Annotated in this window: 22 protein-coding genes; 13 read left to right on the top strand and 9 right to left on the bottom strand. The window is 62.0% G+C overall.

Annotated elements, in window-relative coordinates; translation table 11 throughout:
* Positions 1-92 precede the first annotated feature (92 nt).
* From ACGYLO_RS17295 to ACGYLO_RS17305, 3 genes are read right to left on the bottom strand one after another with little or no spacing between them, the layout of a single operon-like run.
* Positions 93-1,172: a methyltetrahydrofolate cobalamin methyltransferase gene (locus tag ACGYLO_RS17295; RefSeq protein WP_271687328.1), complete on the bottom strand. Its 1,080-nt coding sequence runs from the start codon at positions 1,170-1,172 to the stop codon at positions 93-95.
* Between the two features lie 10 nt (positions 1,173-1,182).
* Positions 1,183-2,112 (bottom strand): methylenetetrahydrofolate reductase, encoded by a 930-nt coding sequence (locus ACGYLO_RS17300; RefSeq protein WP_271687327.1) that lies wholly within the window; start codon positions 2,110-2,112, stop codon positions 1,183-1,185.
* A 30-nt stretch (positions 2,113-2,142) separates the two neighbouring features.
* Positions 2,143-2,439, bottom strand: a complete 297-nt coding sequence (locus ACGYLO_RS17305; protein ID WP_168613014.1) for a virulence factor — start codon at positions 2,437-2,439, stop codon at positions 2,143-2,145.
* Between the two features lie 292 nt (positions 2,440-2,731).
* Here ACGYLO_RS17305 and ACGYLO_RS17310 point away from each other — a divergent pair, with 292 nt between their 5' ends.
* The 4 genes from ACGYLO_RS17310 to ACGYLO_RS17325 all read left to right on the top strand — a co-directional run bounded on the left by ACGYLO_RS17310 (position 2,732) and on the right by ACGYLO_RS17325 (position 6,215).
* Complete coding sequence (locus tag ACGYLO_RS17310; protein WP_067266266.1) at positions 2,732-3,850, top strand: Ppx/GppA phosphatase family protein; 1,119 nt, start codon at positions 2,732-2,734, stop codon at positions 3,848-3,850.
* The gene (locus ACGYLO_RS17315; protein ID WP_276154325.1) at positions 3,850-4,575 is read left to right on the top strand and encodes an RlmE family RNA methyltransferase; all 726 of its coding nucleotides are present in this window, start codon (positions 3,850-3,852) and stop codon (positions 4,573-4,575) included. Before ACGYLO_RS17310 ends, ACGYLO_RS17315 begins: the two co-directional genes overlap by 1 nt.
* 94 nt (positions 4,576-4,669) lie before the next feature.
* Positions 4,670-5,227: a hypothetical protein gene (locus ACGYLO_RS17320; protein WP_271687325.1), complete on the top strand. Its 558-nt coding sequence runs from the start codon at positions 4,670-4,672 to the stop codon at positions 5,225-5,227.
* Positions 5,228-5,393: 166 nt separating this feature from the next.
* Positions 5,394-6,215, top strand: coding sequence for a bifunctional allantoicase/(S)-ureidoglycine aminohydrolase (locus tag ACGYLO_RS17325; RefSeq protein WP_271687323.1), 822 nt, complete (start codon positions 5,394-5,396; stop codon positions 6,213-6,215).
* 380 nt (positions 6,216-6,595) lie between these two features.
* Here ACGYLO_RS17325 and ACGYLO_RS17330 read toward each other — a convergent pair whose 3' ends face one another.
* The 3 genes from ACGYLO_RS17330 to puuE are packed head-to-tail and all read right to left on the bottom strand — an operon-like array spanning position 6,596 to position 9,987.
* Entirely contained in the window at positions 6,596-8,032 is a 1,437-nt protein-coding gene (locus ACGYLO_RS17330; RefSeq protein WP_271687322.1) for a nucleobase:cation symporter-2 family protein, read from the bottom strand.
* Positions 8,033-8,086: 54 nt separating this feature from the next.
* A complete protein-coding gene (locus tag ACGYLO_RS17335; RefSeq protein ID WP_271687321.1) occupies positions 8,087-8,581 on the bottom strand; it encodes an ureidoglycolate lyase in 495 nt (164 codons plus the stop codon).
* Positions 8,578-9,987 carry an allantoinase PuuE gene (gene puuE, locus ACGYLO_RS17340; protein ID WP_271687320.1) on the bottom strand — a complete coding sequence of 470 codons (1,410 nt, stop codon included), beginning with the start codon at positions 9,985-9,987 and terminating at the stop codon, positions 8,578-8,580. The genes ACGYLO_RS17335 and puuE overlap by 4 nt, the downstream gene beginning before the upstream one ends.
* Before the next feature lie 139 nt (positions 9,988-10,126).
* On the opposite strand from puuE, the gene uraH reads away from it, so the two are divergent.
* The gene (gene uraH / locus ACGYLO_RS17345) at positions 10,127-10,480 is read left to right on the top strand and encodes a hydroxyisourate hydrolase (RefSeq protein ID WP_271687318.1); all 354 of its coding nucleotides are present in this window, start codon (positions 10,127-10,129) and stop codon (positions 10,478-10,480) included.
* Here uraH and ACGYLO_RS17350 read toward each other — a convergent pair.
* On the bottom strand, positions 10,477-11,382 hold the full coding sequence (locus tag ACGYLO_RS17350; protein ID WP_271687317.1) for a LysR family transcriptional regulator: 906 nt from the start codon (positions 11,380-11,382) through the stop codon (positions 10,477-10,479). The two genes, uraH and ACGYLO_RS17350, sit on opposite strands and share 4 nt — an antisense overlap.
* 96 nt (positions 11,383-11,478) lie before the next feature.
* On the opposite strand from ACGYLO_RS17350, the gene ACGYLO_RS17355 reads away from it, so the two are divergent.
* Positions 11,479-12,738 (top strand): urate hydroxylase PuuD, encoded by a 1,260-nt coding sequence (locus tag ACGYLO_RS17355; protein ID WP_168613207.1) that lies wholly within the window; start codon positions 11,479-11,481, stop codon positions 12,736-12,738.
* Positions 12,739-12,747: 9 nt separating this feature from the next.
* On the opposite strand, the gene ACGYLO_RS17360 is transcribed toward ACGYLO_RS17355, so the two are convergent.
* Complete coding sequence (locus ACGYLO_RS17360; RefSeq protein WP_271687315.1) at positions 12,748-13,695, bottom strand: MBL fold metallo-hydrolase; 948 nt, start codon at positions 13,693-13,695, stop codon at positions 12,748-12,750.
* Positions 13,692-14,609, bottom strand: a complete 918-nt coding sequence (locus ACGYLO_RS17365; RefSeq protein WP_271687313.1) for an MBL fold metallo-hydrolase — start codon at positions 14,607-14,609, stop codon at positions 13,692-13,694. Before ACGYLO_RS17365 ends, ACGYLO_RS17360 begins: the two co-directional genes overlap by 4 nt.
* A 193-nt stretch (positions 14,610-14,802) precedes the next feature.
* On the opposite strand from ACGYLO_RS17365, the gene ACGYLO_RS17370 reads away from it, so the two are divergent.
* From ACGYLO_RS17370 to ACGYLO_RS17400, 7 genes are all read left to right on the top strand, one after another.
* Positions 14,803-15,864, top strand: a complete 1,062-nt coding sequence (locus ACGYLO_RS17370) for a methionine ABC transporter ATP-binding protein (protein ID WP_271687312.1) — start codon at positions 14,803-14,805, stop codon at positions 15,862-15,864.
* Positions 15,854-16,528 (top strand): methionine ABC transporter permease, encoded by a 675-nt coding sequence (locus ACGYLO_RS17375; RefSeq protein WP_271687311.1) that lies wholly within the window; start codon positions 15,854-15,856, stop codon positions 16,526-16,528. Before ACGYLO_RS17370 ends, ACGYLO_RS17375 begins: the two co-directional genes overlap by 11 nt.
* Before the next feature lie 41 nt (positions 16,529-16,569).
* Positions 16,570-17,346 carry a MetQ/NlpA family ABC transporter substrate-binding protein gene (locus ACGYLO_RS17380; RefSeq protein WP_271687310.1) on the top strand — a complete coding sequence of 259 codons (777 nt, stop codon included), beginning with the start codon at positions 16,570-16,572 and terminating at the stop codon, positions 17,344-17,346.
* Positions 17,347-17,758: 412 nt separating this feature from the next.
* Positions 17,759-18,751, top strand: coding sequence for an ABC transporter substrate-binding protein (locus tag ACGYLO_RS17385; protein WP_168613496.1), 993 nt, complete (start codon positions 17,759-17,761; stop codon positions 18,749-18,751).
* Between the two features lie 102 nt (positions 18,752-18,853).
* Positions 18,854-19,657: a taurine ABC transporter ATP-binding protein gene (locus tag ACGYLO_RS17390; protein WP_067266249.1), complete on the top strand. Its 804-nt coding sequence runs from the start codon at positions 18,854-18,856 to the stop codon at positions 19,655-19,657.
* Complete coding sequence (locus tag ACGYLO_RS17395; protein WP_271687307.1) at positions 19,657-20,922, top strand: ABC transporter permease; 1,266 nt, start codon at positions 19,657-19,659, stop codon at positions 20,920-20,922. Before ACGYLO_RS17390 ends, ACGYLO_RS17395 begins: the two co-directional genes overlap by 1 nt.
* 91 nt (positions 20,923-21,013) lie before the next feature.
* Complete coding sequence (locus ACGYLO_RS17400; RefSeq protein ID WP_276154326.1) at positions 21,014-21,601, top strand: helix-turn-helix domain-containing protein; 588 nt, start codon at positions 21,014-21,016, stop codon at positions 21,599-21,601.
* The last annotated feature ends 67 nt before the right edge of the window (positions 21,602-21,668 follow it).

The raw sequence follows: 21,668 nt of genomic DNA on the forward strand, positions 1-21,668 counted from the left end.
CGGAAAGCGTCGTTTCAGACTTCCACCTGCCCGTATAGAAAAGAGCCCCGCCGAGCGATGCTGGCGGGGCTTTTCGATCTTGTCAGGCGGTCTTAGCGGCGGCGGCGTCCACCTGAACGGCCCGCGCGGCCGCGGCCCTCTTGACCCGCTTTGGGCGCGCTTTTGTTGAACTCGATCCAAGCGCTGCCGTGAGGGTCACGGTCAAAGAGGAAGTTGGCGGCGCGAATGGCCTCCATCTCCTTGCCCGGGCGGGGTTTGGTCGAGCCTAGGTTGAAGAGCGTCGCAAAGGTCTCATCATCCATGTCTTCGGGCAGGATGATCCCCGCGGCGGTAATCTCGGCCCGCTTTTCGGCGATTTTGGTGGCGTTCAGTGGCACAGCCACCGGGTTCATGATCGCACTCGTCATGCCCGCACCCATCGCCATGGGGAGGAAGGCATTGTTGATGCCGTGGCGGTTGGGCAGCCCGAAGGAGATGTTAGAGGCGCCACAGGTGGTGTTCACGCCCAACTCCTCGCGCAAACGGCGAACAAGGGTAAAGACCTGATGGCCCGCCGTCGCCATGGCGCCAATCGGCATGACCAGCGGGTCGACGACGATGTCATGGGCGGGAATGCCGAAATCGGCGGCGCGTTCGACGATCTTTTTCGCCACGGCAAAGCGGACATCCGGGTCCTCGGAGATCCCTGTGTCGTCATTGGAGATCGCCACGACGGGCACGTTGTATTTCTTGACCAGCGGCAGCACGACTTCAAGCCGCTCTTCCTCTCCGGTGACGGAGTTCAGCAGCGGGCGGCCTTCGCAGGCCTCAAGCCCCGCCTCAAGCGCGCCGGGGACCGAACTGTCGATGCAGATCGGCACGTCGACGGCATTTTGCACGACCTTGATCAGCTCCGGCATCAGCATCGGCTCGACAAAGTTGTTGTCGGCATAGCGCGGGTCTTCGGCCATTTTGTTGGAGAAGACCGCGCCCGAGTTCACGTCGAGCACCGTGGCGCCTGCGGCGACCTGCGCGATGGCATCCGCCTCGACCCGCGAAAAATCGCCTTGCTCCAGCTCTTGGCTGAGGATCTTGCGGCCCGTGGGGTTGATCCGCTCTCCGATCACGCAAAACGGCTCGTCAAAGCCGATGACGGCGGTCTTGGTCTTGGATTCGATGACGGTTCTGGTCATGTAACTTCCTTCAGGCTGCGTCGGCGGGCACCCCAGAGGCGCCGCCATTCTCTTGAACCCATGTGGCGCTGGTCTTGATCCCGCCCAGCGGGAAAAGATGCACATGGGTGATGTTGAAATCCGGGTGGGCCGCTTTGTGGGCGGCCAAGTCGCTGATCACATCTGTCGGCTCATAGGGCAACAGCAGCTTGGTGACATCCATCGCCCGCTTTTGCAGCACCTTGAGCGAGGGGCCAACACCGCAGGCGATGGCGAATTTGATCAGCGTTTGCAGTTTGGCGGGGCCGGCGATGCCGATGTGGATCGGCAGGGTGATACCAGCGGCCTTCAGACTGTCGGCCCATTCGATGATCGGCTGCGCGTCAAAGGCGAATTGCGTGGCAATGGCCATTTCGGCGTCGGTGCGGGTCTGGAAATCATTCTTCCATTTCAGCGCCGCATCGACGTTGAGGCGGCCCCCGTCAGCGTCGATATCGCGGTTGCCCTCGGGGTGGCCGGCGACATGCAGGCGGGTAAAGCCTGCCTTGTCGAACAGCCCCGTTTCCATCAACTGCATCGAGTCGCTGAAATCCCCCGCCGGGGTGGTGACACCGCCCGCCAGGAGCAGCGCTTGGCGCACATCGGCCTCGCCCTGATAACGGGCGATCCAATCGGCCAGCGTGGCGCGGTCTTTGATGATGCGGGCCGGGAAATGCGGCATGACCTTGAACCCATCCGCGTTCAACCGCGCGGCGGTGGCGACCATATCCTCGATCGGGGTGCCGTCGATATGGGCGATATAGACACGGGTGCCCTCTGGCAGCAGGGCGCGGAAATCCTCAACCTTTTCGGCGGTGCGGGGCATCACCTCGATCGAATAATCTTTCAACAGCGCCTCGACTTCGGCCACCGGCGCCTGCGGGGCCGGTGTTTCCTTTTTGCGGAAGTTCAACAGTGCCATGAGCGTGTCCTTGATCATAGGGCTGGCAGGCTATGCCCAGCCGTCGTTGTCAATCAGTTGCTTAATCCGGTCGCGGTCGTATTCCGCGTCGATGCGGGCGGCTTCGGCATCGGCGATGCTGTCGGGATCACCCTCGACCTCAAAAGGCTCTGCCTTGCGCCATTCCGCGAGATAGGCATCGGTATTGGCGGCCCCCACCTTCATCGCCGCGCGGTCGATCGCCTGTTCAAAGCGTTCGGGCAGGGGGCGTTTTGACCCGCGACGGCCCTTGCCGACGATCACCTGAGCGGGAATGTCGCGCCAGTAAACGATGGTGACTGCGGGCATGGGACGATTCCTCCGGTTTAAACCTGTCTAACGAGCGTCGCGGTCAGGACAGGGACGTTTTTCGACAAAACACGACCCATCCGCGACTTGGGAGAGGTGATAGCGCATTGACCCTGCCATCACGAGGGGGCGGCGCCCCCATTATTCTCAAGATGATTGTGAGGTGGCCCTGATGGCGGGGCGAGGGCGCCCCGCGGACGCCGCGGAAATTGGCCCAAGGCACTGCGACCACTTGCACCGGCTGGGCGCAGGGAATACCTTGGGGGCAACTCGATATGAAAGGCGCGTAACCATGGCGCCACAGCGTCCCAAAGGTGCGGGTGCGCTCGACAAAGACATTCCGGCTCTGAGCCCCGCGCCAGTTCCGCCCAGATCTAATGAGCTATATGCGGCCCTAGATCTGGGTACAAATAGCTGCCGCATGTTGATCGCACAGCCTCGGGGCAGCGGTTTCCATGTGGTGGACAGTTTTTCGAAATCGGTGCAATTGGGTGCCGGTTTGGAAAAGACCGGGCGGCTTTCGCGCGGATCAATGGCGCGCACCATTCAGGCATTGCGCATCTGTCAGCAAAAGTTGCGGCGCAACAAGGTGCAGAACATGCGTCTTGTCGCGACCGAAGCCTGCCGCCGCGCGCAGAACGGGGCGGAGTTCATGCGCCGTATCCAGCGCGAGACCGGTCTCAAGCTCGACATTATCCGCCCCGAAGAAGAAGCCCAGCTTGCCGTGATCTCCTGCGCGCCGCTGGTCAGCCGCAAGACGGAAAACCTGCTGGTGGTGGACATCGGCGGCGGCTCGACCGAGTTGGTCTGGATCGACATTTCCAAAGTGCCGCGGGCCGACCGCGCACGCTCGATCATGCGGCTTCAGGGCGGGTTCTATCAGGCGAAATCCGATGTCCCCGCCGCCCGGGTGGTGGATTGGATCAGCGTGCCTTTGGGGGTGGCCACCCTGCGCGATCAATTTTCGGATGTCGAAGACGATGCCGCGCGCTTTGCGCTGATGAGTTGGTTTTTCGAAGAGAACCTCACCGATTTTACGCCCTATCAGACGATCCAGTCGCAAAAGCGGTTCCAGATCGTCGGCACCTCGGGCACCGTGACCACCGTGGCGGCAAGCCACCTGAACCTGAAGCGCTATGACCGGACAAAGGTCGATGGCCTCAGCATGACCAGCGCCCAGATCGACAAGGTGATTCATTCCTATATCGCCATGGGGCCGGGCGGGCGGCGCGCCGATCCGCGCATCGGGCAAGACCGGGCGGCGCTGATCATGTCGGGGGCGGCGATCTTGCAAGCCTTGATGCGCTGCTGGCCGACCGACAGGCTGTCAGTTGCGGATCGCGGTCTACGCGAAGGCCTGCTATATGCACAGATGAGCGCCGATGGCGTATTAGAAGAAGGGGTCTTTTAATGGCCAAGACACCGGACGGAAAGAACACCTCGGGGCGCGGTCAGCGTGATCTCAAGGTCAAGGTGAAATCCGCACGCGGGCGCAAGCTTAGCTCGACCCGCTGGCTGCAGCGGCAGTTGAACGATCCTTATGTCAAGCGCGCGCAGGCCGAAGGCTATCGCGGGCGGGCGGCTTATAAGATCATGGAATTGGACGATAAATATCGGTTCCTCGTCCCCGGCGCGCGGGTGGTGGACCTTGGCGCCGCGCCGGGCGGTTGGTGTCAGGTCGCCGTCAAGCGCTGCAACGTATTGGGCGAAAAGAAGGGCAAGGCGCAGGGCACCATTCTGGGCGTTGACCTACAAGAGATGGAGCCGATTGCGGGCTGCGAGTTGCACCAGCTCGACTTCATGGAGGATGAAGCCGACCTCAAGGTCAAGGAATGGCTCGGCGGCAAGGCAGATGTGGTGATGTCGGACATGGCCGCGGCCTCATCCGGGCATAAACAGACCGACCATTTGCGCATCATCGCGCTTTGCGAGGCGGCGGCCTATTTCGCTTTCGATGTGTTGGAAGAGGGCGGCACATTCGTGGCCAAGGTGCTGGCAGGCGGCGCGGAAGGTGAGTTGCAAAAGCTGCTCAAGCGCCGTTTTGCCAAGGTCGCCAATATCAAACCACCTGCCAGCCGCCCCGATTCATCGGAGAAATTCGTGGTGGCGACAGGGTTTAAGGGCGAAGAGGGTTAAGCCGCCATCGCCGTTCACGGGGCGTAAACCAGTCAAACGTTAGGGTGTAGCTCTCCCGCGGTATTTGTGCCGCCTACCTCATGAGGGCTCCCCGATGCTACGACACCTGCCACTTGTATCGCTCATCTTCATCCTGTGTTCCGGGCTCAAGGTTTCCGCCTCCGAAGTGCCTTGGGCAGTGAACGATTACATCGACCGCGAATTGCTGTCTTGGGTCAATGATGCCCGCATCGTCGATGCGATCGCACAGCAGAATGAGCGGCACCGCGAAATGAATGCGCTGGCGGTCACGCCGGCGGCAGTCACCGGGCCGGGCGCCGGGGTGCCCCAGCTGAAAGCTCCGATTGCTGCCGCCTTTCTCCAAACGCAGATCGCCCGCGCCGAGGGTCAGATCGCCGGGGTGACTTTGCTGGATGCCTATGGGCTGACCGTGGTCTCCAGCGGCAGCGCCTCGGTCTATTTCAAGGGCGGCAAGCCCAAGAACAGCATTCGTTTTTCGCCGCCGTCGGGGATTTTCGTGATTGATCAGGTGGCCGTTGACGAGAGGTCGAAGGCCCATCAAAGCCGCGTCTTGATGCCGATCACGGAGCCGTCGAACGGCGCAATCATCGGGGTGATTACAGTTGAGCTGGAAGCGGCGGCTTTCTTCTGAGGCTGCTCTCTGCGCAGACCGGCCGCGGCAGGCGGGGCCGGTTTGTTTCTCAGCCCTAAGCGGGGTCGGGACTATCAAATATCACCGAACAATCCTTCAGCGATAAAACCCTTGGCCTCGGCCTGGGAAGCGGCAATTCTGCAGTCCATTCCGACGGAGAGAGTTGATGACCCCCCCAAGCTATTTCGCACCCACCGGCGGCCACCCGGATCAAAAAACGCTTTTGTCAGATCGCGCGGTCTTTACAGAGGCCTATGCCGTTCTCCCGCGCGGTACGATGCGCGATATCGTGACCTCATTCCTGCCGTTCTGGGAAGGCACGCGGCTTTGGGTCATCGCCCGCCCGATGACCGGCTTTGCCGAGACGTTTTCGCAATATATTATGGAAGTGCAGCCCGGTGGCGGCTCGGACCGGCCCGAGCTTGATGCGCAGGCGGAGGGGGTGCTTTTCGTGGTCGAGGGAGGCTTTACCCTGACCGTTGAGGGCCAGCAGCACGCGATGCGCGAGGGCAGCTATGCCTATATCCCAGCGGGGGCCGATTGGACGCTGAAAAACGACAGCGGCGCCGTGACGCGCTTTCACTGGATCCGCAAAGCCTATGAGGCGGTGGAGGGGCTGGACCGCCCCGATCCGCTGGTGCTGAACGAGCAGGACATCGAGCCGAATGTGATGCCCGATACCAATGGGGTCTGGGCGACGACACGGTTCGTGGATCCGCAGGATCTGCGCCATGACATGCATGTGACCATCGTCACGCTACAGCCCGGTGGAGTGATCCCCTTTTGCGAGACTCATGTGATGGAACACGGGCTCTATGTGCTGGAAGGCAAGGCGGTCTACCGGCTCAACAAGGATTGGGTCGAGGTCGAAGCGGGTGATTTCATGTGGCTCCGCGCCTTTTGCCCGCAGGCCTGCTATGCGGGTGGACCGGGGCCGTTCCGGTATCTGCTCTATAAGGACGTGAACCGGCATATGAAGCTGCGGTGAAGCGGTGAGGGCCAGCGCCTGCGACTTGGTCTCTCGGTGGGGTGGTTGCCGTCTGCGGTGAGAACAGGCAGGTTTGCTTCTTCGGACCGAATTTAGCTCTGAGGGCCAGCGCCTGCCCGCGGGTGGGCGAACATACCTTGGTTCGTGCCACTTTATGGTTCAGTCATGATGTGTGCTCGCTAGGTTACGCCCAGCCTCGCCAAATCGCCTACCCGGTGGGGCGGGCAGGCGATGGCCCGGCGCCTTCGGCTTGATTCCGGACCAAGGTGGTTTCCAAAATCGGTGGTCTTAAGCGACATGCGCTAGCCGGTTGCCTATCTCATTGTATCGAGCCGAGTTGGTCACAACAAAGGGGCGCCGCATCGGGCGCCCCTTCATCATCAAACCCGCTTCTCCAACGACCCCGAACCATGCCCCGAAAGCCCGCCGGAAACCTCCTCCGTCGCCTCATCCGACAATTGCTCGGGCAACACCAAGTTCAGCACAATCGCGATCAGCGCGGCAGGCAGCAGCCCGCTGGTCATCAGCACCCGCAGCGTGTCGGGCAGGTATTGCACTGCCTTGGGGTCGAGTTGCAGCCCCAGCCCGATCGAAAGCGAGATCGCGAAGATCACCATGTTGCGGCGGTTCCAGTTCACGTCCGACAGCATCGAGATGCCCGCCGCGACCACCATGCCGAACATCACGATCACCCCGCCGCCCAGCACTTCGATGGGAATTGTGCGGATCACCGCGCCGACCTTGGGCACCAGTCCGCAAAGGATCAGAAACAGCGCGCCCACGGTCACCACATGGCGGCTCATCACGCCGGTCATCGCGATGAGGCCGACGTTCTGGCTGAAAGAGGTATTGGGAAACCCACCAAAGACCCCGGCCACCGCGCTGCCCAAACCGTCAGCATAGGTGGCACCCGTGATCTCGGCATCCGTCGCCTCACGCCCCGCGCCGCCCTTGGTGATGCCCGAGACATCGCCGACGGTCTCAACCGCCGAGACGAAGGCCATCAGGCAGAAACCGACGATGGCGGCGAAGCTGAACTCGAACCCATAGGCAAAGGGCACGGGCAGCGCCACGGCGGCGGCGCGATTCCAACTAGTGGTGATGCCCTCAAAGGTGACCATCCCCATCGCCAGCGCATAAAGATAGCCCACCCCAATGCCGATCACCACGGCGGAGACCGATAGCATGCCCCGGGCGAAGAACTTCAGCCCCAGCGTCGCCACGATCACCACCAGCGCCGCCGACCAGTTCAATAGGCTGCCGTATTCGGGGCTGTTGATCGCAGGCACACCCCCGGCGGCATATTGGATGCCCACCTTGACCAGCGCGAGGCCGATCATCGTCACCACCAGCCCAGTTACCAGCGGGGGCAGGGCAAAGCGAATGCGCCCAATGAAAGTACCCAGCAGCACATGAAACAGCCCGCCGACCAGCACGCCGCCAAAGAGCGCGGGCAGCGCCTCGACCCCTTTGCCCGCGACCAGCGGGATCATGATGGGCAGGAAGGCGAAACTCGTACCCTGCACGATAGGCAGCCGTGCGCCCACCGGCCCCATGCCAATGGTCTGAAACAGCGTGGCGATGCCCGCGAAGAGCATCGACATCTGGATCAGATAGGTCATGTCGGGAAACCCCTGCGCCCCGGCGTCCGAGCCAAAGCCAAAGCCCGCAGCCCCCGCCACGATGATCGCGGGGGTCACGTTGGAGACGAACATCGCCAAGACATGCTGAATGCCCAAGGGCACGGCCTTGGACAGCGCGGGGGTATAATTCGGGTCGCGCAGTTGCGCCGGCGTGCCCAGTGAAGCGTCAGTCATGTCATTCTCCCTATTGACCGATCCCGTCTGCCGCTTCTGATGAGGGCATGACGGTTATTCCTTGGCTGCGACCACCTCCCACGGCTGATCGAACCAATGTTCTTCCAAATTGTCGCCTTCGCCGATCCGGTCGACCACGGCGAAAAGACCGGGGGCGCTCAGCGGGCAGCAAACCGCGTGCCATGTATTGCGGCGGTAGTTCACGCCCTGACCGGGGCCTGCGAGAAACGCCTGCAAGGGGCCGGGGCGGCCTGCGTCATCGGGGGCGACGACCACCAGATAGGGGTTTTGGTGCATCGGCAGAAAGGCCTGCACGCCAAGCGGATGCCGCTCGACCATCTCAAGGGTGAAGGGCAGGGCGCGCGGCTCTGCGTTAAAGACGCTGATGCCCGCGCGGCCCCCGCCAAAGTCGAGATCGGCCAGATCGTGATGCCGCCCGCAAAGCCCTTGGTTGATGATCTTGTCGGGCGCCCCGCGCACTTCCAGCACCTCGCCGAAGGGGGCGAAAGCCTCGGCGGTGAGGGGCTGGAGCAGGATCTGTCTGCTCATGGCAGCAGGTCTTTCAGGCGCAGCTGCGCGATTCGTTCGACCTGGCGGCAGGCCTCGGCAAACTCGGTGTCGCGGTCATTGTCGATGCGGCGCTTGAAAGCGGCGAGGATGCCCGCCTTGTCGTGGTCGCGCACGGCGATGATGAAGGGGAAACCGTGTTTTTCGACATAGCGGTCGTTCAACTGGGTAAAGGTTCCCCGCTCCTCATCCGTCAGCGCATCCAGCCCCGCGGCGGCCTGTTCCGAGGTGCTCTCAGCCGTCAGCCGCTTGGCCTGCGCCAGTTTGCCCGCCAGATCGGGGTGGGCCTGCAGCACGCCGAGGCGCTGCGAATCTGAGGCGGAGCGGAAGATCCGTGCCAGAGCGTTGTGGAGACCGACGGCGGTGTCATGACCCGCGCCCAGTTCCAGCGCATGGGCGCCCTCGGCGATCCACGGAGAGTGCTCAAAGATGCTGCCGTATTCGGCGACGAAGGTCTCGCGGTCCATCTGGCTGGGACGCGCGCGGCGCTGGTGCGGATGGGTGGCGGCCCAGTGATCCGCAATCTGCTCACGGGTGGCGAACCAAACGCCCTCGTGGCTTTGGGCGTATTCGATGAACTGGCGCAGCGCCTCGACCCGACCGGGGCGGCCGATTAGGCGGCAGTGCAACCCGACCGAGAGCATCTTCGGCGCGCCCTCGACCCCTTCGCGGTAAAGCGCGTCGAAACTGGCTTTGAGGTAGTCGAAGAACTGCGCGCCCGCGTTGAACCCCTGCGGCGTCGCGAAACGCATGTCGTTTGCGTCGAGCGTATAGGGCACAATCAACTGGTCGCGGTCACCGGCCTCCATCCAATAGGGCAGATCATCGGCATAGGCGTCGGCCACATAGGCGAACTGCCCGGTCTCTGCCGCAAGGCGCAACGTGTTCTCGGACGAGCGCCCACAATAAAAACCGCGCGGCGCTTGGCCGGTTACTTCGGTATGCAGGCGGATTGCCTCGGCGATGGCCGCGCGCTCTGCGTCTTCTGCCATGTCCTTGTGTTCGATCCATTTCAGACCGTGGGTCGCCATCTCCCAGCCTGCGTCGATCATCGCGGCGACCTGTACGGGCGAGCGCGCCAGCGCCGTGGCGACGCCATAGACCGTGACGGGCAGGTCTTTCATCAGACGGTGTAGCCGCCAGAACCCTGCGCGCGCGCCGTATTCATAGATCGATTCCATATTGGCATGACGCTGGCCCGGCCATTGCGCGGCGCCGACGATCTCGGACAGGAACGCTTCTGACGCCGCATCCCCATGCAGGATGTTGTTCTCACCGCCTTCTTCGTAGTTCAGCACCAGCTGCACGGCGATCTTCGCGCCACCGGGCCATTGTGCATCTGGGGGGGTGGGGCCGTAACCCTGCATGTCGCGGGGGTAGCGAGTCATGTCGTTCTCCTTCTGTCGTTCTCTGTCTAGACCGGAAGGTCTTGGATTGCTTTCAATTAATTCCTGAAAGACTATCGTGAAAAGGGCACTTTCGCTCGGGCGCGGCGCGGGCGATCAAGGGTTAGGCACGGAGGGTATGATGACAGGCTATCTGACAACACATGTATTGGACACCGCGCGCGGCTGCCCGGCGGCGGGGCTGAAGATCGACCTCTATCGTCTGGAGGGCGAGACGCGCACCCATCTGCGCAGCCTCACCACCAATGCCGATGGCCGCACCGATGAGCAGATCCTGCCCGCGGCGGAGTTCGAAACCGGCACCTATGAGCTGCTGTTCCACTGCGGCGATTACCTCGACGCGCAGGGCGCCCCGGCGGAAGAGCCGCGTTTTCTGGATGTCGTCCCGTTGCGTTTCGGCATGTCTGAGGCCGCGCATTACCACGTGCCGCTGCTGCTCTCGCCCTTCGGCTATTCCACCTACCGGGGCAGCTAGACCTTTAGCGCGTCTTCCATCCGCGCGATCATGAAGTCCATGAAGAGCCGTGTTTTCGGGTCTTGGTGGCGGCGATGGGTGTAGAGGCAGGCCATTTGAACGGGCAGGGGCGGCGTGTCTTCCACGACCCGCACCAAAGCGCCGCTTTGCAAATGTTCGGCGATCTCAAAGATCGGCTTCATGGCGATGCCCGCGCCGGCCAGCGCCCAATCGGTCAGCACGTCGCCATCGTCACTCTCAAACCGCCCGCGCACATCGTATTTCACCGCGCCTTCAGGTCCTTGTAGCTGCCATTGAAATTCGGTCGCGCCGGGAAAGCGCAGGTTGAGGCAATTGTGCTGGCCGCGGTCGATCTCGGCCCCCGAGCGGGGATGCCCATGCGCCGCGACATAGGCCGGGCTGGCGCAGAGCACGCGCTCGCAATCGGCCACTTTGCGGATCCGTAGTGTAGAATCCTGCGGGCGACCCAGAAAAAAGGCCACGTCCAACCCTTCGGCGGTGAGATCGAGCTTGCGGTCGCTGAGGCGCAGCCGCACGTCAACCAGCGGATAAGTCTCGGAAAACGCAGGCACATGCGGCGCGATCAGCCGCCGCCCCACGCCCAGAGGCGCTGCCACATGCAGCGTGCCACGGGGGTTCTCGGTAACGTCCTCGATGCCCGCCTCGGCCTCGGCCACGGAGGCGAGGATCTTGCAAGCGCCATCGTAGAAAATGCGCCCCTGTTCGGTGGCCGACAGGCTGCGTGTGGTGCGCTGGAACAATCGCACGCCCAGATGCCCCTCAAGCTGGGTGATCCGCGCCGAGGCCACGGCAGGCGAGACCCGCTGGTCGCGTGCCGCCGCCGACATGCTGCCAAGCTCGTAGACACGCACGAAGGTGCGGATGTTGTCGAAATAGGACATTTATCGGGAACTTTTGATAGAGTTTAGGGAATGCCAAATCTAGCGGTAAAATCCGCGATTGAATAGTCTGCCCGGTGAATCATCCGGAGAGACCTCATGCACGACTTAGCCATCATCTGGGATTGGATCGGCTTTGCCATCCGCTGGGTGCATGTCATCACCGCCATGGCATGGATCGGCGCGTCCTTCTACTTCATCGCGCTCGACCTAGGCCTGCGCAAGGTGCCGCATCTGCCCGCGGGCGCTTTTGGCGAGGAATGGCAGGTCCATGGCGGCGGCTTCTATCACATTCAGAAGTATCTCGTGGCACCCGAAAACATGCCCGAGCACCTGATCTGGCACAAATGGCAGAGCTATTCGACGTGGCTGTCAGGGGCCGCGCTCTTGATGGTGGTCTATTGGGCGGGCGCGGAGCTTTACCTCATAGACCCGGCCAAGGCGGACCTCTCGGTCTTCCAAGGCATCCTGATCTCGGCGGGGTCGCTGACACTGGGCTGGCTGATCTACGATTTCCTGTGCAAATCGCAGCTCGGCAACCGGCCCACGGTGCTGATGCTGCTTTTGTTCGTGCTGCTGGTGGCCATGGCCTGGGGCTACAACCAAGTCTTTACGGGCCGCGCGGCGCTGCTGCATCTGGGGGCATTTACAGCGACGATCATGACGGCGAACGTGTTTTTCATCATCATGCCGAACCAACGCATCGTGGTGAAGGACCTCCAAGAAGGGCGCACGCCGGACGCGAAATACGGCAAGATCGCCAAGCTGCGCTCGACCCACAACAACTACCTGACGCTGCCGGTCATCTTCCTGATGCTTAGCAACCACTATCCACTGGCGTTTGCGACCGAGTACAACTGGCTGATCGCCGCGCTGGTCTTCTTGATGGGGGTGACGATCCGGCATTACTTCAACACGATGCACGCGACCGGAAAGGGCCCGCATTGGACATGGGGCGTGACCGCGCTTTTGTTCGTGGCGATCATGTGGCTCTCAACCGCGCCCCTGATGCAAGACGATATCGAAGCAGCAGAGGCCCGTGCGCTGACAGAAACAGAGCAGCTTTTCGCCAGCGCCGAGGGGTTTGACGAGGTGGCCAATATCGTGCCGGGGCGTTGCGCCATGTGCCATGCGCGCGAGCCGTTCTACGACGGTATCCACCGCGCGCCCAAAGGGCTGCTGCTTGAAACACCCGCCGACATCGCCCGCGCCGCGCGGCAGATCTATCTGCAAGCGGGGGTGACCAATGCCATGCCCCCCGCCAATGTGTCCTTCATGGAGGAAGAAGAGCGCCGCAAGATCATGCGCTGGTATCGCGACGGGGCCGCATCACAGCCCTTCAGCCTTGCGGGGAAGTAGCGGGGCGCACTACTCGAACTCCATCTGCTCAAAAACGCGGCCTGCGTTTTTCGTCGCCAATTCCTCGAAAGTATCAAGCCCCGCATAGGGCGATTGATCTACATAGTAAGCCTCGGCCAGACCGCCGCCCGCCTCCAGATGGGCGGCGATCTGCGCGCGGAGGTAGAACAGATAATCCCGGGTGAAGCGACGGACCTGCGCCATATTGGTCGGATGCCCGTGACCGGGGATCACATAACGCGCCCCAAGCGGCTCAAATGCGGTTTCCCAAGTCTCGATCCATTCGGCGGTCATCGTGTCGGGAAAGATCGGCAGCATGCGCTCGTGAAAGGCCATGTCGCCCGAGATTACGAGGCTCTGCTTCGGCAGCCAGATCACGATATCGCCGGGGCTGTGCGCGGGGCCGAGGTGGCGGGCCTCGATGCGGAAACCGCCCATCTCGACGATATATTCATCCTCGAAAGTCTCGGTCGGCAGCTGCACCTCCGTCCCCTCGGCCCGGTCGCGGTTGTAGCGCTGCATGGCCTCCAGAATGCTGCCGCCAAAGCGCTCCACTTCATGCGCGGCGTCTGCATGCGCGACGATCGGCACGCCTTGCTCAGCCCAGTAACCGTTGCCCAGAACCGCGTGGCCCTGACCGTTCTCGTTAAAGACCAATTTCACCGGCTCGTCGGTCACGGCCTTGATCTCATCATGCAGCGCCGCGGCCAGCCCATAGGCCGCGCCGCCGTTGATTACGACAACGCCTTCGCCGGTCACGATGAAGCTTAGGTTGTTGTTATGGCCTGCGTTTTCATAGGTGGGCGGGGCCGTCGCACCGATGGCCGAAAAGACGCCGGGAATGACTTCATAGGGTTTGTCGTAGAGCAGGGAGCCGGGGTATTTATCGGCGATATCCCCGCTGGCCATGGCGTTCGAGCCGAGCAGGAGGGCGGCGGCGTAAATCAGGTGCTTCATTGCGCGGCCCCCAGAAAACGATAGCCTTCGCCACTCCGTTCGACGCGGCCCAATCCGCCCTGCGGCAAGTGGAAGCCCATCAGCCAGATTTGCTCCTGCGCCAGCCGATCGAGCAAACGCTGCCGGGTCCTCGCGCCTCGCTCGGGGTCTTGGTCCGATCCGCTGGCCCAGCCCGGGCGGGCGAAGGCAAGATGGTGGTTGCCAATGGCATCGCCGCCGATCAACAGCGCATCACCGCCCGTACCCAGAAGGAAGGACATATGCCCGGGCGTATGGCCGAAACTGGCCTGCGCCGTGATGCCGGGCAGCACTTCGTCCCCGTCGGCGAAATGGCTCACCCGATCCTCGATCGCTTCCAACCGCCGCGCGGCCCCCACGGCAAAGGCGGCGCGGGCCGCACCAATCCGGTCCACCGTCGCCGGATCGCGCCAATAGTCCCATTCAACTTGGCCCATATGGTAGCGCGCATTGGGAAAGACCAGATCGTCGAAATCGTCCAGCACGCCCCACAGGTGGTCGGGATGGCCATGGGTAAAGACCACATCGGTCACCGCCTCCGGCGCGATGCCTGCGGCATCAAGGCTGCCAAGCAGCGCCCCGGCGGAGGGCATGAAGGCAGGGCCCGCGCCCGCGTCAAAGAGGATCACACGCTCGTCATTGCGCAAAAGCGTCAGGTTGCAAGGCGGCTCCAACTGGTCTTGCGGCAGGTCGAAGGGCGCCAAAGCCTCCGCCAGCGCGTCTTGCGGCAGACCTTCGAAGAAAAAGCTGCGCGGCAGCACCAGATTGCCGTCGCTCACGCTGATGAACGCATAGCCGCCGATCTGGGCCGAGGTCATCGCGAAGGCGCGCAGCGGCGTTTGGGCGAGGGCGGCCGCCCCCATTCCGGCAAGCACCATCCGTCTGTTAATCTTCACCTGATCCCCTCCCATCATTCATTCCGATTCGTGAATATAATCATCCCCATCGGTTTGCGGCACAAGGGGCGAATGCGGCGGCGAGAGATAGGCCCGAGAAACAAGGCAGCTATGCATGATCATGCCTTGCATCGCCCGCAGGGGTTCTATCTACGGGGGCACCACTCGAAACCCACCCCGATCCGGACGGAAAATGACTGATATCACGACAGAAGGCGCCTCGATCGCCTTTGACAAGGTCGGCAAGGCCTTTACCAAAGCGGGCGGTGCGACCGTGAACGCGCTCGAAGGGATTTCCCTTGACGTGGCGCCCGGCTCCATCACCGGGATCATCGGGCGTTCAGGGGCGGGCAAGTCGACCCTGTTGCGGATGGTCAACGGGTTGGAGCGTCCGACGACCGGCAAAGTGCTGGTCGGGGGTGAGGATGTAGGCAGCGCCAAGGGCGGCAAGCTGCGCGCGATCCGTCGTGACGTTGGCATGATTTTTCAACACTTTAACCTGCTGTCTTCACGCACCGTGGCGGGCAATATCGCGCTGCCGCTCGAAGTGGCGGGAATGCCGAGCGCGCAGATCAAGCCGCGCGTGGCCGACCTGATCGACCGTGTCGGTCTGAGCGCGCAGGCGGGGCGCTATCCGGCGGAGCTTTCGGGCGGGCAGAAACAGCGTATCGGCATCGCGCGGGCCTTGGCCACCGGGCCGAAGGTGCTGCTTTCGGATGAGGCGACATCGGCGCTCGACCCCGAAACCACGCAAACTGTTCTGGCGCTCTTGAAAGATATTAACCGCGATCTGGGGCTGACGATCCTGCTGATCACCCATGAGATGGCCGTGGTGCGCGACATCGCGAGCCATGTGGCGGTGATCGACGCGGGCCGCATCGTGGAGCATGGGGAGACCTATGACATCTTCACCGCGTCGCAACATGCGACGACGCGGTCCTTCCTGTCGGGCGTGACGGGCGTCACCCTGCCTGCCTTCGTCAAAGACCGCCTGACCCAAACCCCGCCCGCCGCAGGGGGCGAAGAGGTCATCCGCGTCACATTTGCGGGTACCCATGCCACCGATCCGATGCTGGCGCGATTGACGCAAGAAATGGGCATTCCGGTCAATATCCTTGCCGGTGCGGTGGAAGAGATCGGCACGCGGCCCTTCGGCAACCTGCTGGTGTCGATGCCCGTGGCACAGGCCGCCCAAGCGCGGGCCTTTTTGGAACAACACGGGCTTCTGACGGAGGTGCTGGGCTATGTCGGCTAACCTGATTAACCTATTGATCGAAGCCACCGGTCAAACGCTTTATATGGTGGCGATTTCGGCCATCCTCGGCACGCTCTTCGGCCTGCCGCTGGGGCTGTTTTTGGCCACCTCGCAGCGCGGGGAGCTACTGTCGTCGCCATGGGTGAACAAGGTGCTGGGGCTGGTGGTGAACGCCACGCGCTCCGTGCCGTTCATCATTCTGGTCGTGGCCATCATTCCCTTCACCCGCATGATCGCAGGCACCTCGATTGGCACCACGGCGGCGATCGTGCCGCTGACCATCGCCACGGTGCCTTTCATCGCCCGGCTGGTGGAAAACGCCATTCGCGAGGTCGATTCCGGCCTGATCGAAGCCGCCCGTGCCATGGGTGCGACGCCGCTGCAAATCATCCGCAAGGTGCTGCTGCCCGAGGCGCTGCCCAGCATCACTTTGGGCCTCACCCTCGCCATCGTGAGCCTCATCGGTTACTCCGCCATGGTCGGCGCCGTGGGCGGCGAAGGTCTGGGCGATCTGGGTATCCGCTATGGATATCAGCGGTTTATGCCCGACGTCATGGCGATTGTCGTGATCATCCTCATCGTTCTGGTGCAGCTTGTGCAGTCCATTGGCGAGCGTATTGCCAGCGCCGTGGACAAACGGGCCACCAAAAGTGGCGGTCAATAGGCCGCGCCTTACATCCGTTCTCTCAATCTAAGGAGACTACTATGCTTCGTCTTACAACACTCACCTCCGTTCTGGCGCTGATGGCCACTGGCCTTGCCGCCGAGGAGATTAAAGTCGGCGTTTCGCCCGGCGAACATGCCGAAATCATGGAAGAAGTCGCCCGCATCGCGGAGCCTATGGGCCTCGAAATCGACGTGGTCGAATTCTCTGACTATGTGGTGCCGAACCAAGCGCTCGCCGATGGCGACATTCAGGCGAACTCTTTCCAGCACGTGCCCTATCTCGAAGCGCAGATGAAAGACCGCGGCTTTGAGCTGAGCGTGGTCGGCAACACGATCACCACCCCGATGGGCGTCTATTCCGACAAGATCACCGATCTTGCTGATCTCGAAGAAGGCTCAACATTCGGCATCCCGAACGACCCCACGAACGGTGGCCGCGCGCTGTTGGTTCTGCAAGAACTCGGCTTGATCAAGGTCGATGAGACCGCAGGTCTGGTGCCGACCGTCCTCGACATCACCGAGAACCCCAAGGATCTGTCTTTCAAAGAACTCGACGCCGCGCAACTGCCGCGTTCGCTGGCCGATCTGGATGCGGCTTTGATCAACACCAACTACGCGATCGCCTCGGGCCTGAGCCCCAAGGAAGATTCCATCGCGATGGAAAGCGCCGAGAACCCCTATGTGAACGTCATCGCTGTCCGTAAAGGCGACGAAGAAGCGGCATGGGTTGAGACATTGCTCAAGGCCTATCACTCTGATGAGATCAAAACCTTCATCGATGAAAGCTATCAGGGCACGGTCATCACCTCCTGGTAAGCGCTTGCTCTAGAAGCGTATTGATAGACTTGACCCGCGCCTCCGCGGGTCAAGAGCGCCCCGGCGAGGGCCGGGGCATTTTAACTGGTTAAGGCTCCCCTAATCATTGGGTCGAGGCTGACGGTCAGCTAAAACCATTAAATTTCTGTTTAGGAATTCCGCGTAGTTTTCGCAGACAACGCGCGCTCTGACGTATTTCTACGCATACTTCTTAACATTGAAATTATGTTGCGCTGCGGCGCAAGAAAATTGTTGAAAAGTTCAAATCCGCCCGTATCGTGAAATCGTGAGGGATTTTTTCACATGACCCGGGGCTTGCCCTTCCTGATGTCTGACAGGGCCGATGGTCGCGATCCATGTGAACGGGAGTTCGACTGTAAGACGCGACCATAACAAACCAAGGGAGACTATCATGAAGACCGTGAAACTGATGGGCACCGCCGCCAGCCTGCTTGTGTTGGGGGTCAGCCAATCCGCCGCGCAGGATCTGACCGTTGGGTATTTCCTCGAATGGCCGATGCCGTTCCAATACGCCAAGGCGGAGGGGATGTATGACGAAGCGCTCGGCACGACGGTGAATTGGGTGAGCTTCGATTCCGGCACCGCCATGTCGGCGGCGATGGCCTCGGGGGATGTGCAGTTGTCGCTCAGCCAAGGCGTGCCGCCCTTCGTGGTCGCCACTTCGGCGGGGCAAGACCTGCAAATTCTCGATGTCGCGGTTAGCTATTCCGAGAATGACAATTGCGTCGTGCGCGAGGCGCTGGAGATCGACAAATCCTCTGCCGAGGAACTGACGGGCAAGAAGGTCGCGGTGCCGCTTGGCACGGCTGCGCATTACGGTTTTCTCAAACAAATGAACCACTTCGACGTCGATGTAGGATCGCTCGACGTGGTGGATATGGCGCCGCCAGATGGGGCCGCGGCCATCGCACAGGGATCGGTCGATATGGCCTGCGGCTGGGGTGGGTCGCTGCGCCGGATGATGGAACATGGCAATATCCTTCTGACCGGCGCGGAGAAGGAAGAGCTGGGCATTCTCGTCTTCGACGTCACCTCCGGCCCGGCCTCTTGGGTGGCCGAGAACTCTGACACGGTCGCCGCCTTTCTCAGCGTGACGGCTGAGGCAAACGCGATGTGGGCGGATGAGGCCAACCGCGACAAGATGCTGCCCGTCATCGCCAAGGACGCCGGTATGGACGAAGACGCCACGATGGAAACCATCGCGACCTTCTCCTTCCCTTCGGTCGATGAGCAAATGGGTGAGAAATGGCTCGGCGGGGGCGCGCAGGAGTTTATGAAAGGCGTGGCCGATGTCTTTGTCGAAGCAGGCGCGATCGACGGTGCGCTCGACAGCTATGAAGACGCGGTGAATACCGGCCCGCTGCAAGCCGCGAGCGATATGTAAGCCAAGCGGCGCAAAAATAGGCCGCCCCGTTGCAGACCGGTACCTGATTGCGAGGGACCGGGCAGATGGGGCGCGCCGATAAACGAAAAGCAGCGGGGCGGCATGTCGGGATTGAAAATCGAAAACCTGTCGATGCGGTTTGATCTGCCCAATGGCAGTCATGTGCAGGCGCTTGAGGACGTATCGCTTGACCTTGCGGAGGGGGAATTGATGTCGGTCCTTGGCCCCTCGGGCTGTGGCAAGACGACGCTGCTCAATATCGTGGCGGGTTTCCTTGCCCCGAGTTCGGGCGAGATCGTGATGAACGGCCATAGCGTCACCGGGCCGGATGCCGAGCGTGGCATGGTCTTTCAACAGGGCGCGCTGTTTGAGTGGATGTCAGTGCGTGAAAACGTGAGTTTTGGTCCGCGCATGAAGGGGCAGGGCGAAAAGCAATACGGGGCCGAGGTTGACCATTTGCTCGATATCGTCGGGCTGGGCGATTTCAAGGAAAAGGCGATCTATGAGCTCTCGGGCGGGATGCAGCAGCGGGTGGCGCTGGCGCGCTGTCTGGCGAATGACCCCGATGTGATCTTGATGGACGAACCCTTGGGCGCGCTGGATGCGCTGACCCGCGAAAAAATGCAAAGCCTCGTGCTGAAACTGTGGAAAGAGACCGGCAAGACCATCATCTTGATCACCCATTCGGTCGAAGAGGCGCTGCTGCTTGGCGAGCGGCTTTTGGTCATGGCGCCGCGCCCGGGGCGCATTCACCGCGAATACCGTCTGCCCTTTGCCGATCTGGGGGTGGGGCAAGACCTGCGTGAGGTCAAGAAACACCCGGAATTCGCCGAAAGGCGCGAGGAGATCCTCGGCATGATCTGGGACATGGAGGAAGAGATCATGGGCCGGACGGAGGAGGCATGATGTTGATCCTGCTTATTTATATCGTCATCTTCGCGCTTTCCTTTTTCCTTGTCCGTCTGGTTGTCGATCAGACCGCCAGCGGTTTCGCGGCGCGTAAAACGGTAACCTTTGGCGACGAAAGCGCGGTGACGTCGAACCGCACCGCCAGCGTGATTTCGATCCTGACGATCTTCTTGCTGTGGGGCGCCTTCACCGGCTCATCCCTGTTGCCCCGGTTTTTACATGCGCCCGGCCCGTTTGAGGGGCTGGCCGAGCTGACCTATACTGCCGAGGCCGATGACGGCTCCCGCGATGACGGCACGATCACGGTGCTGGTGCATCCGGTGGGCGAAGACGCCGAGACGCCGCAGGTCGATCCCGGCGAAGGCTGGGCCAAGAATGACGCTTTCACCATCGGCGCTTGGCGCTCGGGGCTGTTGCGTGTTGATAAGAATGACGAGAAGGGCCGCGATCTCGGGCACCGGGTCGTCGCCGTGAACGGGCAGAAGATCGCGCCCGGTGGCGAGGTGCAGACCGAGTTTGGCCGTGTGGGCATGTCGCCCAAGGGCACGCTGAATTTCGAGCCCGCCAAGGGTTGGCAGATGGAGCCGATCTGGCTGCCGCCCCCCGAAGCCGTGGTCTCCCGCCTTGCTGAAATCTCAAGCCAAGGCTACCGCGACAGCACCCTGTGGGAGCATCTGGGCTATTCGCTGTTTCGCGTGGTGGTGGGGTTCGCTCTTGGGGCGCTGGTGGGCATTCCGCTGGGCTATGCCATGGGGCTGTCGGGCTGGTTTCGGGGCTGGTTCGATCCGATTGTCGAATTCATGCGCCCGGTGCCGCCGCTCGCGCTGATCCCGCTGGTGATCATCTGGGCGGGGATCGGGGAGGTGGGCAAGATCATCCTGCTGTTCCTCGCGGCGCTGTGGATCATGGCCATTGCTGCGCGGTCGGGCGTGTCGGGGGTGAATATCACCAAGGTCCATGCGGCTTATTCGCTGGGCGCGTCCAAGGCGCAGATCATGCGCCATGTCATCGTGCCAAACTCGCTGCCCGAGATTTTCACCGGCGCGCGGGTGGCGATGGGGGTCTGCTGGGGCACGGTGGTCGCCGCCGAACTGGTCGCGGCAGAGAAGGGGGCGGGGATGATGATCATGGTCGCCTCCAAATTCCAGCTGACCGACATCGTGCTTATGGGGATCATCCTGATCGGCATCATCGGGTTCGGCATCGACATGCTGATGCGCAGGGCTGAGCGGTTGCTGGTGCCTTGGAAAGGGCGGTCTTAACCCCGCCCGTCATCCCCTTCTGTTTGAAAGGAGCCCCCCTTGCCAGACGCCGAATTCCGCGCCACAGTGAAAAAATGGAGGAAAATTTCATATGACCCGAGCGAAAAGGCCCGGGGCGGAGGCCGTGGGGGCGCGCTCTCTGGGTGCCGACCTACGGGCGATCCGAAAGGGGCGCAAACTGACTCTCACGGATATGGCCGAGGCTTTGGGCCGGTCGGTCGGCTGGGTCAGTCAGATCGAACGCGACATCTCGACCCCCTCCATCGCCGACCTGCGCCGCATCGCCGAGATCTTGGACGTGCCGATCTCGCTCCTTTTTGGCGAAGCGACGGTAAGCCCCGAAGAACGCGGCTATGTCGTGCGGGCCGGGGCGCGGCGTGCCATGGGGAGTGCGGCCAATGGGTTGACGGAAGAACTGCTCTCACCCGATCTCACCGACAGTTTCGAGTTGATCCACTCGACCTTTGCCGCCTATTCGGGGCTGGAAGCGCCCGTCAGGCGCGAAACGCAGGAGGTCGGTTTCGTCATCTCGGGCCGGTTGAACCTCACGATTGCGGAACGCCGCTTTACCGTCGGCCCCGGCGACAGCTTTCGCATTCGGGGCGAATATTACACTTGGGACAACCCCTACGACACGCCCGCCGTGGTGGTCTGGGTGATCTCTCCCCCGGTTTACTGAACCGGATTTTCATCAATTCGAACAATTTCAAACTGTCCGGGGGCGCCTCTGGCCAGCTCCTTGGCGG

It is taken from the genome of Sulfitobacter sp. 1A13353 (assembly GCF_043557255.1).
GTDB classification, from domain to species: Bacteria; Pseudomonadota; Alphaproteobacteria; order Rhodobacterales; family Rhodobacteraceae; genus Sulfitobacter; species Sulfitobacter faviae.